The following is a 14,808-nucleotide window of genomic DNA, read 5'->3' on the forward strand; positions in this document are numbered from 1 at the left end:
CTAAAAATAAAAATTGACGTTTCACGTTGTTTGTTTCGTTTAGTTTTCAAAGTTCAACATCGCGTTTCAGCGACTTTTATAATTTAACATTTCGCGTTAAATCTGTCAACAACTTTTTTCTTTCGTTCCTGACGACGCTTATTAATTTACCATATTAATCATTTGTTCGTCAACACTTTTTAAAAAAATGCCAAAATAATTTTATCTTGGCATGATATAAAGCTTAATAACCACTAATGCAGCAACACCAGGTAGACCTAATAGACTTGTGATTGTTGCTGTACCCAAGTTAATTGGAATATGAAAATCAAAATATGTTCCTACAACGTTTACGATAAAGAGTAATGCTATTCCCAAAGTAACATGAAAGAGCGCTTTTCCTATAAAACGTAACGGCTTAGAAGAAACTCCAAAAACAAGAAAAATAAAAACTAGAGCAAGAATACCAACAATAATAATTGTAGAATTCATTTTTTCCTCCTTGTGAATGACCTATACACATTTATTTGTATGGGACAAGGCGATAAAAAAGAACATTTATCATACTACTCCAGTCGCTTCATCTCATTAACTTTTATTCGACGACACTTTCTTCATATAAAACAATTCCTCACTCTTTCCAAACGAAGTAACCACGCAATGTTTAACGAATAAAATAAAAGGTTCTGCTTTTTCAGCAGAACCTTTTACCATTGTTCCATTTTTACAGGACGACGTTTTGCTTCTTTTAACAAGAAGAAATATTTCGCCTCTGCTATTTTCAAAGAACAAAGTACATCTTGAGATGGTTCTACACTTTGTTCAACCATTCTCTTCTGACGTAACCATTCATTCTTCACTTTTTCTAATAGTACAATTAGCTTATCATCATACTCTTTACGCAATTTACCCTTTTTTTGAAAGAACATTTTTGTTTCTCCTCTTATACTTCTCTACGACCTTCTAACGCTTTCGACAGTGTTACTTCATCTGCATATTCTAAGTCTCCACCAACTGGCAGACCATGTGCAATACGAGTTACTTTAATACCTGTCGGCTTTAAGAGGCGGGATATATACATCGCTGTAGCTTCCCCTTCAATATTAGGGTTTGTTGCTAGTATCACTTCTTGTACCGTTTCATCGTGTAGTCGCTTTAAAAGTTGCGGGATATTAATGTCTTCCGGTCCAATTCCCTCCATTGGAGAAATCGCACCACGTAACACATGATATACACCTTGATATTCTTTCATCTTTTCCATTGCGATTACATCTTTTGGTTCCTGTACAACACAAACAACCGACTGATCTCGATGCGAATCATTACAAATATAACAAGGATCGCGGTCAGTAATATGTCCACATACAGAACAATACGCTAAATCTCGCTTCGCATTCACAAGTGCTTTTGCAAAACCTAACACATCATCTTCTTTCATATCTAATACGAAAAATGCCAATCGAACCGCTGTTTTCGGTCCGATTCCTGGCAACTTCATAAAACTATCAATTAATTTCGATATCGGTTCTGGATAATGCATATATCAGTATCCTCCTAGAACATTCCACCTGGTAAGTTCAAGCCTTTTGTAAATTTACCCATTGTAGAGTTTGAAAGTTCATCAGCTTTTTTAAGTGCATCATTTGTTGCAGCTAGCACTAAGTCTTGTAACATTTCGATATCTTCTGGATCTACAACTTCTTCTTTAACTTTCACTTCAAGAATTTGCTTATGACCATTTGCAATAACTGTAATCATACCGCCGCCAGCTGTACCTTCAACTGTTTTTTCGCCAAGCTCTTCTTGCGCTTTTGCCATATCTTTTTGCATCTTTTGCATTTGTTTCATCATATTATTCATATTTCCCATTCCGCCACGCATCATAATTAATTCCTCCTAATTATTATTACTCTTTTATTTCAATAAGTTCTTGTCCTACTAATTTTACGGCCTCTTCTATAAGAGGATCTTCTTTTTTCTCTGGGCTTTCTTCAGAATCCCCGCCTTCACGCTGTAAAAAATCTTCACGGATTTTACCCCATTCGCTTTTTGGAATGGCAATCATATTTAATCTTTTACTTAGCAATTCAAATAAGGCTTGTTCCACTGTATCCATAGCTTCTCGATTTTCGCTTGCCATTTTACAGTGAATCTCATATTGAAACGCTAAAACGTAAGTATCATCCGAAGCCGCCACCGGTTCGCTATTTTCTAATAAAACAGCAAACGCTACTTTGTTGTATGCTTTGAGTCTTCCTAACAACTCACCCCACACAGCTTTTAATTGTTCTAAATCCTGGCGCTTTGCTTGTTTTAACACTTCATTTACGCGTCCGACAGGAATCTTCATACTACCTGTCCGCACTGGCTTTGGTGTTGCACGTGTCTCTCTGACTTCTTGCTGCACACCAGCCGGTACACCATTCTTTTTGACTTGTTCTAACTCTTTCTCCAATTGCTGCATCCTGTTCATAATTGCTTGTAAACGATCTGCACCGTTTGCTTGCATCATAAACTGTTGACACAGTTGTACCATAACAACTTCTAAGAAAATTCGCGGATGATTTGTCCACTTCATTTCCTGTTGTCCCTTACTAAGAGTATGAATGATTTCATAGATTACTTCCGGTTGCATTTCTTCACTTAACATCCGGAATTGCTCATCTACCATTACTCGTTCCAACATATGTTCCAGTTGTGGTGAAGTTTGATATAAAAGCATATCGCGATAATAGTAAATGAAATCCTCCATAAAACGAACTGGATCTTTCCCTTTACCCATCATCTCATCTATGATACGTAATGCCCTTGATACATCATTTTCACGTATACATTCTACTAAGTTACCTAAGTATTGCTGGGAAACAGAACCTGTCACAGCTAATACATCTTCTGTCGTAACTGTCTCATCACTATAAGATATTGCCTGATCAATAAGACTAAGCGCATCACGCATACCACCTTCAGCGGCACGTGCAACAATTTGTAACGCCTCATCTTCTACTTGCGTACCTTCATTCGTCACAACCGTCGATAATCTCTCAACAATATCATTTACTGATATTTTCCGAAATTCAAAACGCTGGCAACGTGAAATGATTGTAGGCGGAATCTTATGCGGTTCTGTTGTCGCCAAAATAAAGATGACGTGTCCTGGCGGCTCTTCTAACGTTTTTAAAAGCGCATTAAAGGCACCCATGGAAAGCATGTGGACTTCATCAATAATGTATACTTTATATTCTACAGCACTTGGAGCATATTTTACTTTATCTCTAATATCTCGAATTTCATCTACACCGTTATTTGAAGCCGCATCAATTTCTAATACATCTGAAATAGATCCTTGTGTAATCCCCAAACAAGACGGACATTCATTACAAGGTTCAGCTACCGGAGCATGTTCACAGTTGATTGCTTTTGCAAATACTTTTGCAATTGTCGTTTTTCCTGTTCCCCTCGGCCCAGAAAATAAATAAGCATGTGAAACTTTCTCTTGAAGAAGGGCATTTTGCAACGTTTTTGTCACGTGCTTTTGACCAACTACATCTTCAAATTTTTGCGGTCTCCATGTTCGGTATAACGCTTGGTATGACACGAAAATACGGCCTCCCTCAAAGGTTATTATCTCATTTATTATAACCCATTCTGTTTATAGATTCCAAAAGTTATTTTCTATACAAAAAACCCACCTTAGTATTAAGGTGAGTTTTGTATACATATATAACTGCCGTGCACCTTCTGTCGATTACGTACCATAAGCGTTACTCAAGCAGTTAGCTCGGTTCAGGCACTCCTGCGGCACACGAGAAGACCCGCTTATTGCTGCTTCCTTCCGGACCTGACAAGGTTCACGGGGTCCCGTTGCGCAGGACCCAAACGTCAACACCACTTACTTAAGGCAGACCTTACAGCAGCATAACCTCGAGAAGGGATTCGGCCTCGCTAGAGCGGATTGCGAGTATAGGGCACCGCTACCTCCCCGCTTAGCACGGCAAAGTTAAAACCAATATTCGGTTGCCTTCATTAAAAGGCATTATCAGTATAACTTGTTTTTTTATAAAATGCAAATACGTTAATTCTCGTTACTTTTCTCTAATTTTTTTATTGCTTTTCTTTTTTTACGAAGCTCTCTAAAAAAGTTTGTTAACAAAGTACCGCATTCTTCTTCTAATACACCAGCAACTACCTCGCATTGATGATTAAAGCGTTCATCCGTTAAAAGATTCATCAACGTCCCTGCACATCCACCTTTCGGATCACTTGCACCATATACAACTCGCTTCACTCGTGATAAAACAATTCCACCCGCACACATCGGACAAGGCTCTAATGTTACATATAACGTCGCATCTTCTAAACGCCATGTCCCTAATTTTTTGCACGCCTCATCAATAGCTAACAATTCAGCGTGAGCTATTGATCTTTGTTCAGTTTCTCTTAAATTATGAGCAACACTAATTACCTCACCATCTAACACTATAACTGCGCCAATCGGTACTTCTTGTATTGCCTCTGCTTTTTTAGCCTCTTCTATTGCTAACTGCATAAAATAAATATCTTGATCGTGTTCCATACCATAGTCCTTTCATTACAAATAAAGTACACTTATTTCCATTTACTACACATGGGATAACTTTTACAAGTTCAATCCACCCTAATAAAAAAGAGAGGGGATTACATATGAAGAATACTGCCTTACTCATTATCGATATGATTAATGATTTTCAATTTTCACACGGGCCCACCTTAGCCAAAAAATGCGAAATTATAACAAATCCTATTTTACGATTAAAGAAAACAATGAAATCCTTTGGTTATCCCATAATTTATGTTAATGACCATTATCAACTTTGGAGATCTGATATTGACCAACTAATTACTCATTGTACAAATGAGTATAGTGAAAATATCATTCATAAGATTGCCCCAAATACTGATGATTACATTTTTATTAAACCACATTACTCTGCTTTTTATGAAACACCTTTAAATTCTTTATTAGGCTATTTAAAAATAGAAAATCTAATATTGACAGGAGTCGCCGGGAATATATGTATCCTCTTTACAGCTAACGATGCTCATATGAGAAATTATACACTGTATGTACCACAGGACTGTATTGCCTCTAATCATGATCAGGATAATCTACATGCTTTAAAAATAATGGAAGCCACATTAAAAGCAAATATAGTACCGTCATCTCAAATAAAAATTAATTAATACATATATCTATTTTCTAACTTTTTATATCAAATTAACCCGCTCGCTTCCCTCTTGTGCTACAATGATTCTGTTTTGTGTTTTTAGTAGTCACGGTAAATCACTGATTGAAAGGAGGAAACAGCGTGACCGGAGTACCATTTATCACGGTTGAAGGACCAATTGGTGTTGGAAAAACCTCACTTGCGAAGGCAATTTCAACTCACATGCAACTCCACTTACTAAAAGAGATTGTTGATGAGAATCCTTTTTTAGGAAAATTCTATGAAGACATCGACGAATGGAGTTTTCAAACAGAGATGTTCTTTCTTTGTAATAGATACAAACAATTAGAAGATATTAACATAAAGTATTTGAATCAAAGGAAGCCAGTAGTAGCGGATTATCATATATTTAAAAATTTAATTTTCGCATCCCGTACATTAAAGAATTCACAATACGACAAGTACATGCAAATCTATCGTATCCTTACACAAGATATGCCTGTACCAAACGTTATCGTTTATTTAACAGCTAGCTTGGAAACATTACAAACACGAATTGCGATGCGCGGAAGAGAATTCGAAAAAAACATGGATCCAAATTACTTACTACAGCTCACAAAAGATTACGAAACAGCAATGGAGACTTTTAAAAAGGATCATCCAGATATCCCAGTATTAAAATTTAACGGAGACGATATGGATTTTGTAAAAAATCCTGATGATTTAAACGTCATCCTATCCGCCCTTCAAAATACTCTCTTAAAGGAGTCGAAATAACAATGAATTTAAGGCAAAAATATGATATACCAAATGACGCAGTAATCACTATTGCTGGAACAGTAGGTGTCGGAAAATCAACTATGACAACTGCATTAGCTAACGCTTTAGGTTATCGCACATCATTTGAAAAGGTAGATTCGAACCCGTATTTGGACAAATTCTATGCTGATTTCACACGCTGGAGCTTCCACTTGCAAGTGTACTTTTTAGCAGAACGATTTAAAGAACAAAAAAGAATTTTTGAATACGGTGGCGGTTTTGTTCAAGATCGCTCTATCTATGAAGACACTGGAATTTTTGCAAAGATGCATCATGAAAAAGGTACAATGACGGAGACTGATTATGAAACATACAAAGGTTTATTTGACGCTATGGTCATGACTCCTTACTTCCCTCATCCAGATTTATTAATTTACTTAGAAGGCTCTTTCGATGATATTGTTGATCGTATCCAAGAACGCGGACGTCCGATGGAACAACAAACACCAATTGAGTATTGGAAAGAGATGCATGGCCGTTACGAAAACTGGATTAATAACTTTAATGCATGCCCTGTTTTACGATTAAACATTAATGAATACGATATTTTAAAAGATGGCGATTCAATTGAACCAATCATTAAAAAAATTGGCCATTTTTTAAAACAAACACGTAAACTTGTAAAATAAAAAACCCGTGCATACGCACGGGTTTTTCTATTAAATTACTTCTTTTTTGTCGGAGCAATAATTTCACTCTCAGGTTTTCCAGCGTTAATACGCTGACGAACAGTACTTGTACTAATATCGTATGTTTCAGCAATCTCTTTAACAGTCATTTCTTTCCCGTTAATCACTGCTGTTAATACTTTACCTGTACGTTTTGGAGCTGCTTCTTTCTTTACAGCTGCTTTTTCAACTTTTTTTGGCGCCTCTACTTTTGTCGCAGTTTGCTTTACATCACAAGTGCAACCACAAAGTTTACGGAATGTATCATCGCTTATAATGCGTGACACATTTGCACCACTGTTTAAAATTCTATTGTTCTTACAGACAGGACATTGTACATAATATAAAGTTTTTCCATCTAAAGGAAACGTTTGTATAATAAGATCCATGTTGACTCCTTTCATATCTATGAAGATAATCATCGGAATATGAGTGTGTAATAAGGAGAAAATCGCCCTACACCATACTTTATGATTGGTTTTAAAATAAAAACTCGTTACGTGTTGGTAACGAGTTCTCCAATCTCCACTTATATGCGCTGTTGTCAATTATATCTGGAGGAGGTAGAGGGATTCGAACCCCCGCGCGACTCTCGCCGCCTGTCGGTTTTCAAGACCGATCCCTTCAGCCAGACTTGGGTATACCTCCATATTGACATCAAATATAATATCAAAAGAAAAACAGTTAGTCAACCCTACTAAAATAAATTATGAGGAAAGGGGAAATTTACCTTTCCCCTCCTACATTTCAGTACTGACAATACTCATAATTACCAATCACTCATACCGATGAATGTTTACATTTACTTAATAACTGCTTTTCCTCCCATATAAGGGCGAAGAACTTCTGGAATTATAATTGTACCATCTTCTTGTTGGTAGTTCTCTAAAATAGCTGCAACCGTACGGCCAATTGCAAGACCAGATCCATTTAATGTATGAACATGTTCTGGTTTTCCGTTTGGCTCACGACGGAAACGGATATTTGCACGTCTCGCTTGGAAAGCCTCAAAATTACTACAAGAAGAAATCTCACGATATGTGCCATAGCTTGGAATCCATACTTCGATATCGTATTTCTTCGCTGCTGTAAATCCTAAATCGCCTGTGCACATGCTCATAACGCGATATGGCAACTCTAATAATTGTAACACGCGTTCTGCATCATTTGTTAGTTTTTCTAACTCTTCATAAGAATCTTCTGGTTTTACGAACTTTACAAGCTCTACTTTATTGAACTGATGCTGACGAATTAAGCCACGTGTATCACGACCAGCTGAACCTGCTTCAGAACGGAAACAAGAGCTAAATGCAGCATATCGTATAGGCAATTGATCTTTATTTAAGATTTCATCACGATGCATGTTCGTTACAGGTACTTCAGCTGTTGGAATTAAGAAGTAATCTTCACTTTCAATACGGAATGCATCTTCTTCAAATTTCGGAAGTTGTCCTGTTCCTGTCATACTTGCACGGTTTACCATATATGGAGGTAATACTTCTTCGTATCCATGCTCGTCAGTATGAAGATCCAGCATAAAGCTAATTAAAGCACGCTCTAATCTCGCGCCAGCACCTTTATAGAATACGAAGCGGCTTCCTGTTACTTTCCCAGCACGCTCAAAATCTAAAATTCCTAAATCTGTAGCAAGATCCCAATGTGGTTTTGGTTCATAAGCAAATTCTTTCACTTCTCCCCAAGTACGTGCTACTACATTATCATCTTCTGTTTCACCAACTGGAGCAGATTCATGAGGAATATTCGGAATAGATAACATTAATCTTTCTAAATCTTCTTCAACTGTACGAAGTTCATTATCAAGATCTTTTACTTTTTCTCCAACTTCACGCATTTCTAGAATTAGAGCTTCTGCATCTTTCTTTTCGCGCTTCAATACAGAAATTTTTTGAGATACTTCGTTACGTTTACTTTTTAGTTCCTCTGTTTGAACAAGTAATTCTCTTCTTCTCGTATCCAGCTCTTCAAAGCGACCAAAATCAGTTAAATCTTCGCCTCTATGCTGTAACTTTGCTTTTACTTCTTCAAAATTTGTACGTAAAAATTTAATATCAAGCATTATATACTCCTCCTTTTATTTTATAAAACACAAAAACTCCCGTCCCTATATAAAGGGACGGGAGTTAACCCGCGTTGCCACCCTAGTTGAAAGCATTACCGCCTTCCTCTCAAGTAGAAATAACGGCTCTTCACCGGGAATGTTTACTAATCATAAAGATATTCCACATTCCATTCCAGGATGGATTCACAAACTGTTTCTATCGATTTCCACCAACCATCGACTCTCTATAAGAAACGGCATTTGTTACTACTTCCTATCAACACGCTTATTTTATAAAATTGTTACCATCAATTTACTATAATCTTATACAAGTTGCAAGTTACTTAGACAACTTTTTTCATTTTCGCTTCTTTTACCATTTCTACAAAGTATGCTGTGACACGATGATCATCCGTTAATTCCGGATGGAATGAAGCAGCTAAAAACTGATTTTGTTTTACTGCTACCATTCGGTCACCATGTGTAGAAAGTACTTCAACATCATCAGCTACATTTACAACATAGGGAGCACGGATAAATACACCAATAAATTCTTCTCCTACACCTTTAATTGAAAGTGCGACTTCAAAGCTATCTTTTTGGCGTCCGAACGCATTGCGTTCTACTGTAATATCCATAGCACCAATATGTGCTTCTTCATAGCCAATAAGTGTTTTTGCAAGAAGAATCATACCTGCACATGTACCAAACATTGGTTTACCAGACTTCGCGAATGTACGAAGTGGTTCCATGAAAGCATACTTATCAATAAGACGGCGCATTGTTGTACTTTCACCGCCTGGTAAAATAAGACCATCAATCTCTTCAAGTTGCTCTATACGCTTTACAACAACAGCTTCTGCACCACTTGCTTCAACTGATTTTATATGCTCACGAACTGCACCTTGAAGACCTAGTACACCGATTTTCACCATTTTAAAGTTCTCCTTCAATTACCATCCACGCTCTTGCATGCGTTGTTCTGGTAATAACGTTGAAATTTCGATACCTTTCATTGCATTACCTAATCCTTTAGAAAGGCTTGCAATTAGTTCGTAATCCTCATAATGAGTCGTAGCTTCAACGATTGCGCGTGCAAATTTCTCTGGATTTTCTGATTTGAAGATACCAGATCCTACGAATACACCATCCGCACCAAGTTGCATCATTAACGCTGCATCTGCTGGTGTTGCTACACCACCTGCTGCGAAGTTTACAACTGGCAAACGACCAAGGCGTTTAATTTCAAGTAGTACTTCATAAGGAGCACCAGTATTTTTTGCATATGTCATTAACTCATCTTCACGTAGACTTGCAACTTGACGGATTTCTGCATTGACTTGGCGCATATGACGCACTGCCTCTACAATGTTTCCTGTTCCTGGTTCACCTTTTGTACGAAGCATAGATGCACCTTCTGCAATACGACGTGCAGCTTCTCCGATATCACGGCAACCACATACAAATGGAACTGTGTAATCACGTTTATTTAAATGGTATACTTCATCGGCAGGAGTTAACACTTCACTCTCATCGATATAGTCTACCCCTAATGATTCTAATACACGTGCTTCTACAAGGTGACCGATACGGCATTTTGCCATAACCGGAATTGACACCGCACCCATAACTTCCTCAACGATTGTTGGGTCTGCCATACGAGAAACGCCACCTGCTGCACGAATATCTGCTGGTACACGCTCTAGTGCCATAACGGCAACTGCGCCTGCCTCTTCTGCAATTTTTGCTTGTTCAGCGTTAATTACGTCCATAATAACGCCGCCTTTTTGCATTTCTGCCATTCCACGTTTTACACGTTCTGTCCCTGTTACATTTGTCATGTTACAAAAACCCCCCTAGGTGAATTGCTTTTCCCCGTTAAAGGCGAAAATTAAGAATACTCTTACATTCTACCACTAACCATCAGATGCTTGTCTACTACTTTTTCATAAAGTCGGTATGAAAAATAGGAATAAGAAAAAGCCCCTACAATGAGGAGCTTTTAAAACCAACCTTTTACTGTATCAACAGCACTATTCCATATACCACTAAAGAAAGAACCAATTCCGCGCATAGAGCGAGTAAACCAATTCGCTTCCTCTACTGCAGACGTTGTTACAAGATCTACTTGTAATGACTTACCAGATAAAAATCCAGGATCATTCGCATCTTTTGGTGTGATTACCATTTGGCCAAGTGCAGCTCCCTTTTTAATAGGTGCTTCTTGTCCCTTATTTGCTTCTTTTAATTCTGTTTTATAAACATCTTTACTTCCTTTTGGCACTGGAAGTGAAACAGCTTGTTTTGTTTGAACTGCTACATCTTTATCTTTAGCATTTTCTACTCGTACTGTTTCTTGTCCTTTTACTGAAGAATCTTTTTTATATATTTGCTTCATTTCAAAGTTAGCAAATCCATAATCATATAGCTTCTTTGTTTCATCAAAACGTGCTGTATGAGAACTTGTTTTAATAACTACAGAAATAAAACGCATTCCGTTTCTTTCAACCGTACCAGTGAAGCAATCCCCTGCTTCTGGAGTCGAGCCTGTTTTCAGGCCATCTACGCCATCATATTCTTTCACTAAGCCCTTTAACATCCAGTTCCAGTTCGACATTGCAAACTTCTCTTTTTCTGGACGAAATTCTTTTTTCGGGATTTTTGCTGTATCTAACACTTTTGGATAATCTTTAATTAAATGTTGTGCTAAAGTTGCTACATCCTTTGCAGACATTTTATTTTCTTCATCCGCTGTTGTTCCTTCAGGATGCATTCCCTTTAAATCTTTATTCGTCAAACCAGTAGAATTAACAAATTTATAATTTTTCAACCCTAGTTCTTTCGATTTATCATTCATCATTTTTACGAAGTCTACTTCTTTACCTGCAATTGCTTCTGCTAATGCAATTGTTGCACCATTTGCAGAAAAGATTGCCATTGCCTCGTATAGCTCTTTTACTGTATAAGAGCCACCATTTTCTAATGCAACATTTGATAATGAAGCATCTTGTGAAACCTTATATGCATATTCAGAAACCTTAACTCTTTGATCCCACTTAAGCTTTCCTTTGTCCACTGCTTCGTGAACTAAATATTCACTCATCATCTTTGTCATACTAGCAATGGATAATAATTCATCTGCATTCTTTTGATATACAATTTTCCCAGAATTCGCTTCAACTAAAATTGCCGCACCTGCTTCAATGTTTAAAGCAGCTCCTGTTTCAGCTGATGCATTGCTATATGGTATAAAGATGCTACAAGCTAGTGTAAGCACTGTTACTAAAGCAATGAATCTTTTGCAAAACATACCTTTCACGTCTGTTACCCCCAATATCTATGTACTCACATAACCGTTATTCTAACATAATCAAAAAAAAATAGACAGAGATATCAAATCTCCGTCTATTTGTATATCAGACATTATAATGAGTAGTTTGGAGCCTCTTTTGTAATTTGTACGTGATGAGGGTGGCTTTCACGTAAACCAGCACCTGACATACGAATGAATTGTGCATTCTCACGTAAGAATTCTAAATTCTGCGCTCCGCAATATCCCATACCGGCACGTAATCCACCAACTAATTGATGAACTGTATCTGCTAAAGGTCCTTTATATGGTACTCGACCTTCAATACCTTCTGGAACAAGTTTTTTATTTCCTTCTTGGAAGTAACGGTCTTTACTTCCTTTTTCCATCGCTCCGACAGAACCCATACCACGATATACTTTAAATTGACGACCTTGGTAAATTTCAGTTTCTCCAGGGCTTTCAGCAACACCAGCAAACATACTACCTAGCATAACAACGTGTGCTCCTGCTGCTAAAGCTTTTACCATGTCACCAGAGTACTTAACACCACCATCAGCAATAACTGGAATACCGTGTTTACGAGCTTCTGTTGCACAATCATAAACTGCTGTTAATTGTGGTACACCCACGCCAGCTACAACGCGTGTCGTACAGATAGAGCCTGGTCCAATACCAACTTTAACTACGTTTGCACCTGCTTCAATTAAAGCTTTCGTTGCTTCAGCAGTAGCAACATTTCCAGCGATAATATTTAGTGATGGATATTTCGCACGAACTTCTTTTACTTTATCAATAACACCTTGAGAATGTCCATGAGCTGTATCAAGTACGATTGCATCTACGCTAGCTTTTACTAATGCGTCGATACGAAGCATAGCATCAGCCGTTACACCAACCGCTGCCCCAACTAATAAGCGTCCTTGCTTATCCTTCGCAGAATTTGGGAATTCAATTACTTTTTCAATATCTTTTATTGTAATAAGCCCTTGTAATACACCGTTATTATCAACAAGAGGGAGTTTTTCAATTTTGTACTTTTGTAGGATCTTTTCAGCTTCTTCCAGCGTTGTACCAACTGGAGCTGTAATTAGCTTTTCTTTTGTCATTACGTCGGAAATTTTGATTGAGTAGTCTTGGATAAAACGCATATCACGGTTTGTAATAATACCAACTAATTTTCGCTCGTCTAAATTATTTACAACCGGTACACCTGAGATACGGTATTTTCCCATAAGATGCTCTGCATCATATACTTGATGTTCTGGAGTTAAAAAGAAAGGATCTGAAATAACGCCACTTTCAGAACGTTTTACTTTATCAACTTGCTCCGCTTGTTGTTCGATAGACATGTTTTTATGAATAATTCCTAAACCGCCTTGACGAGCCATTGCAATAGCCATATCAGCTTCTGTTACTGTATCCATTCCTGCACTAATTAACGGGATATTTAACTGTAAGCTTTCAGATAAAACTGTTTTAACACTTACTTCTCTTGGTAGTACATCTGACTTTGCTGGTACAAGTAATACGTCATCAAAAGTCAAACCTTCTTTAACAAATTTAGATTCCCACATAATTGTTCCCCCCATGATACCAGAAATTATTATTAGTAGCTTATCAATTGGTTAAAATACTGTCAAGGACGTATATATATGTTAGAATTTTTAGACAATAAAAGGAGCGTAATATATGCATCAAATACATTGCACTTGGCAGCAACTAAGTTTCTTCTTTTCAGCTCAAAATGTACAGCGTTATCTTGCCCGTTGCTATGAAAAATCCTCCATAAAAGATGCTGAAAAAAAAAGTTTCGAAAATTGTTATCCCTTTATTTATTACTTAGAACACGGGAAAAATTATTATGAATTATATAAGGTAGCCCCCTTTTCGATTCAGCCAATGTTATTGTTTTATGGAATGAGCCAACTTTTTAAAGCCTGCTTACTAACTATTGATCCTAACTATCCAGAATCCACTACTGTTTTAGCTCATGGTGTTACAACTCGCAAACGAAAAAAACAGGGGTATCAATTTTTAGAAGATGAGGTGAAGGTACAAAAAAACGGATTATTTACTCATGTTGCAGAACAGCTGTTTCACATGAAACACTTAGAAGCAGAGAAATTTAACATGCTAGATTTAATGGGAAATATTCCTGAATTACAAAATTTATTTCGCTATAGTCAAAAAGGTGGCACTTTATATAAAATCGATTCAACAAATACAAATGAACTTTCCTTTTCGGCCAACATACTAGATCGACTTCATATGACTACAGAAAGATTTTCACGTTACATTGAATCAACTTGTAAGCATTTATCCATACAACATGTCTCCGGGAAAACGAGCGGATCGAATCTGCTTTTTACAGCTCCTATCCAGTCGTGGAACCCTATATATAGTACGCCTTTATACTACGAATATCTTGCTGATACTTATTACTTACCAATTCCAATTGACCCGAGAAATCCTAAACCAGTATTACCTGAACTTCTTGTTCATTATTTATTGCTCTACAATTTAAGTATGATTTCTAGATACGAAACAGATTGGTGGTATGATTTACTTGGGAGCTATGGCTCTGAAGATTATCCATTTATTTATCAATTCCTTACTATTTCTGCTCAAAAAATCCCTTACTATATTTCGTCTTTTTTACTAACAGAACCGAGCCTATTTCATGGGAAATAAAAAAAACACAAGTCAAAAGACTTGTGTTTTTAATTGCTTGGCGACGTCCTACTCTCACAGGGACAAGGTCCCAAC

Annotated in this window: 16 protein-coding genes, 1 tRNA gene, 1 other RNA gene and 1 other annotated feature; of the genes, 4 read left to right on the top strand and 14 right to left on the bottom strand. The window is 37.2% G+C overall.

The features are described from left to right. Positions 1-201: 201 nt before the first annotated feature. The 7 genes from FS802_RS30365 to tadA form a co-directional block, all read right to left on the bottom strand. Positions 202-471 carry a pro-sigmaK processing inhibitor BofA family protein gene (locus FS802_RS30365; protein WP_001089260.1) on the bottom strand — a complete coding sequence of 90 codons (270 nt, stop codon included), beginning with the start codon at positions 469-471 and terminating at the stop codon, positions 202-204. 215 nt (positions 472-686) lie between these two features. Next, positions 687-908 carry a YaaL family protein gene (locus FS802_RS30370; RefSeq protein WP_000466020.1) on the bottom strand — a complete coding sequence of 74 codons (222 nt, stop codon included), beginning with the start codon at positions 906-908 and terminating at the stop codon, positions 687-689. A 14-nt stretch (positions 909-922) separates the two neighbouring features. Further along, positions 923-1,519, bottom strand: coding sequence for a recombination protein RecR (gene recR / locus FS802_RS30375; RefSeq protein WP_000559169.1), 597 nt, complete (start codon positions 1,517-1,519; stop codon positions 923-925). 14 nt (positions 1,520-1,533) lie between these two features. Beyond that, positions 1,534-1,860 (bottom strand): YbaB/EbfC family nucleoid-associated protein, encoded by a 327-nt coding sequence (locus FS802_RS30380; RefSeq protein WP_170930109.1) that lies wholly within the window; start codon positions 1,858-1,860, stop codon positions 1,534-1,536. Positions 1,861-1,885: 25 nt separating this feature from the next. Next, positions 1,886-3,574: a DNA polymerase III subunit gamma/tau gene (dnaX, locus tag FS802_RS30385; RefSeq protein WP_000121580.1), complete on the bottom strand. Its 1,689-nt coding sequence runs from the start codon at positions 3,572-3,574 to the stop codon at positions 1,886-1,888. A gap of 132 nt (positions 3,575-3,706) precedes the next feature. Continuing rightward, positions 3,707-3,971, bottom strand: an RNA gene (ffs, locus tag FS802_RS30390) — signal recognition particle sRNA large type. A gap of 80 nt (positions 3,972-4,051) precedes the next feature. Continuing rightward, positions 4,052-4,552 carry a tRNA adenosine(34) deaminase TadA gene (tadA, locus tag FS802_RS30395; protein WP_002108901.1) on the bottom strand — a complete coding sequence of 167 codons (501 nt, stop codon included), beginning with the start codon at positions 4,550-4,552 and terminating at the stop codon, positions 4,052-4,054. A gap of 107 nt (positions 4,553-4,659) precedes the next feature. Between tadA and FS802_RS30405 the strand changes: the two genes are divergently transcribed. The 3 genes from FS802_RS30405 to FS802_RS30415 all read left to right on the top strand — a co-directional run bounded on the left by FS802_RS30405 (position 4,660) and on the right by FS802_RS30415 (position 6,631). Continuing rightward, positions 4,660-5,199, top strand: coding sequence for a cysteine hydrolase family protein (locus tag FS802_RS30405; RefSeq protein WP_000798744.1), 540 nt, complete (start codon positions 4,660-4,662; stop codon positions 5,197-5,199). A 125-nt stretch (positions 5,200-5,324) separates the two neighbouring features. Then, on the top strand, positions 5,325-5,960 hold the full coding sequence (locus FS802_RS30410) for a deoxynucleoside kinase (protein WP_000148208.1): 636 nt from the start codon (positions 5,325-5,327) through the stop codon (positions 5,958-5,960). 2 nt (positions 5,961-5,962) lie between these two features. Next, positions 5,963-6,631, top strand: a complete 669-nt coding sequence (locus FS802_RS30415) for a deoxynucleoside kinase (RefSeq protein ID WP_001053583.1) — start codon at positions 5,963-5,965, stop codon at positions 6,629-6,631. 35 nt (positions 6,632-6,666) lie between these two features. Here FS802_RS30415 and FS802_RS30420 read toward each other — a convergent pair whose 3' ends face one another. The 7 genes from FS802_RS30420 to guaB all read right to left on the bottom strand — a co-directional run bounded on the left by FS802_RS30420 (position 6,667) and on the right by guaB (position 13,616). Further along, on the bottom strand, positions 6,667-7,059 hold the full coding sequence (locus FS802_RS30420; protein ID WP_000364198.1) for a sigma factor-like helix-turn-helix DNA-binding protein: 393 nt from the start codon (positions 7,057-7,059) through the stop codon (positions 6,667-6,669). A gap of 166 nt (positions 7,060-7,225) precedes the next feature. Next, positions 7,226-7,318, bottom strand: a tRNA-Ser gene (locus FS802_RS30425). Between the two features lie 154 nt (positions 7,319-7,472). Next, positions 7,473-8,747, bottom strand: coding sequence for a serine--tRNA ligase (gene serS / locus FS802_RS30430; protein WP_098720860.1), 1,275 nt, complete (start codon positions 8,745-8,747; stop codon positions 7,473-7,475). 50 nt (positions 8,748-8,797) lie between these two features. Continuing rightward, positions 8,798-9,019, bottom strand: a binding site (T-box leader). Positions 9,020-9,073: 54 nt separating this feature from the next. Continuing rightward, positions 9,074-9,664, bottom strand: coding sequence for a pyridoxal 5'-phosphate synthase glutaminase subunit PdxT (pdxT, locus tag FS802_RS30435; RefSeq protein ID WP_000238773.1), 591 nt, complete (start codon positions 9,662-9,664; stop codon positions 9,074-9,076). Positions 9,665-9,682: 18 nt separating this feature from the next. Beyond that, entirely contained in the window at positions 9,683-10,570 is an 888-nt protein-coding gene (gene pdxS, locus FS802_RS30440) for a pyridoxal 5'-phosphate synthase lyase subunit PdxS (protein ID WP_000186157.1), read from the bottom strand. Positions 10,571-10,731: 161 nt separating this feature from the next. Next, positions 10,732-12,039, bottom strand: a complete 1,308-nt coding sequence (gene dacA, locus FS802_RS30445) for a D-alanyl-D-alanine carboxypeptidase DacA (protein WP_141546058.1) — start codon at positions 12,037-12,039, stop codon at positions 10,732-10,734. A 113-nt stretch (positions 12,040-12,152) separates the two neighbouring features. Then, entirely contained in the window at positions 12,153-13,616 is a 1,464-nt protein-coding gene (gene guaB / locus FS802_RS30450) for an IMP dehydrogenase (protein ID WP_000264076.1), read from the bottom strand. 115 nt (positions 13,617-13,731) lie between these two features. Here guaB and FS802_RS30455 point away from each other — a divergent pair, with 115 nt between their 5' ends. Beyond that, positions 13,732-14,733, top strand: coding sequence for a YaaC family protein (locus FS802_RS30455; RefSeq protein WP_098708274.1), 1,002 nt, complete (start codon positions 13,732-13,734; stop codon positions 14,731-14,733). Positions 14,734-14,808 lie beyond the last annotated feature (75 nt).

It is taken from the genome of Bacillus sp. DE0042 (assembly GCF_007680225.1).
Lineage (GTDB): Bacteria > Bacillota > Bacilli > Bacillales > Bacillaceae_G > Bacillus_A > Bacillus_A wiedmannii.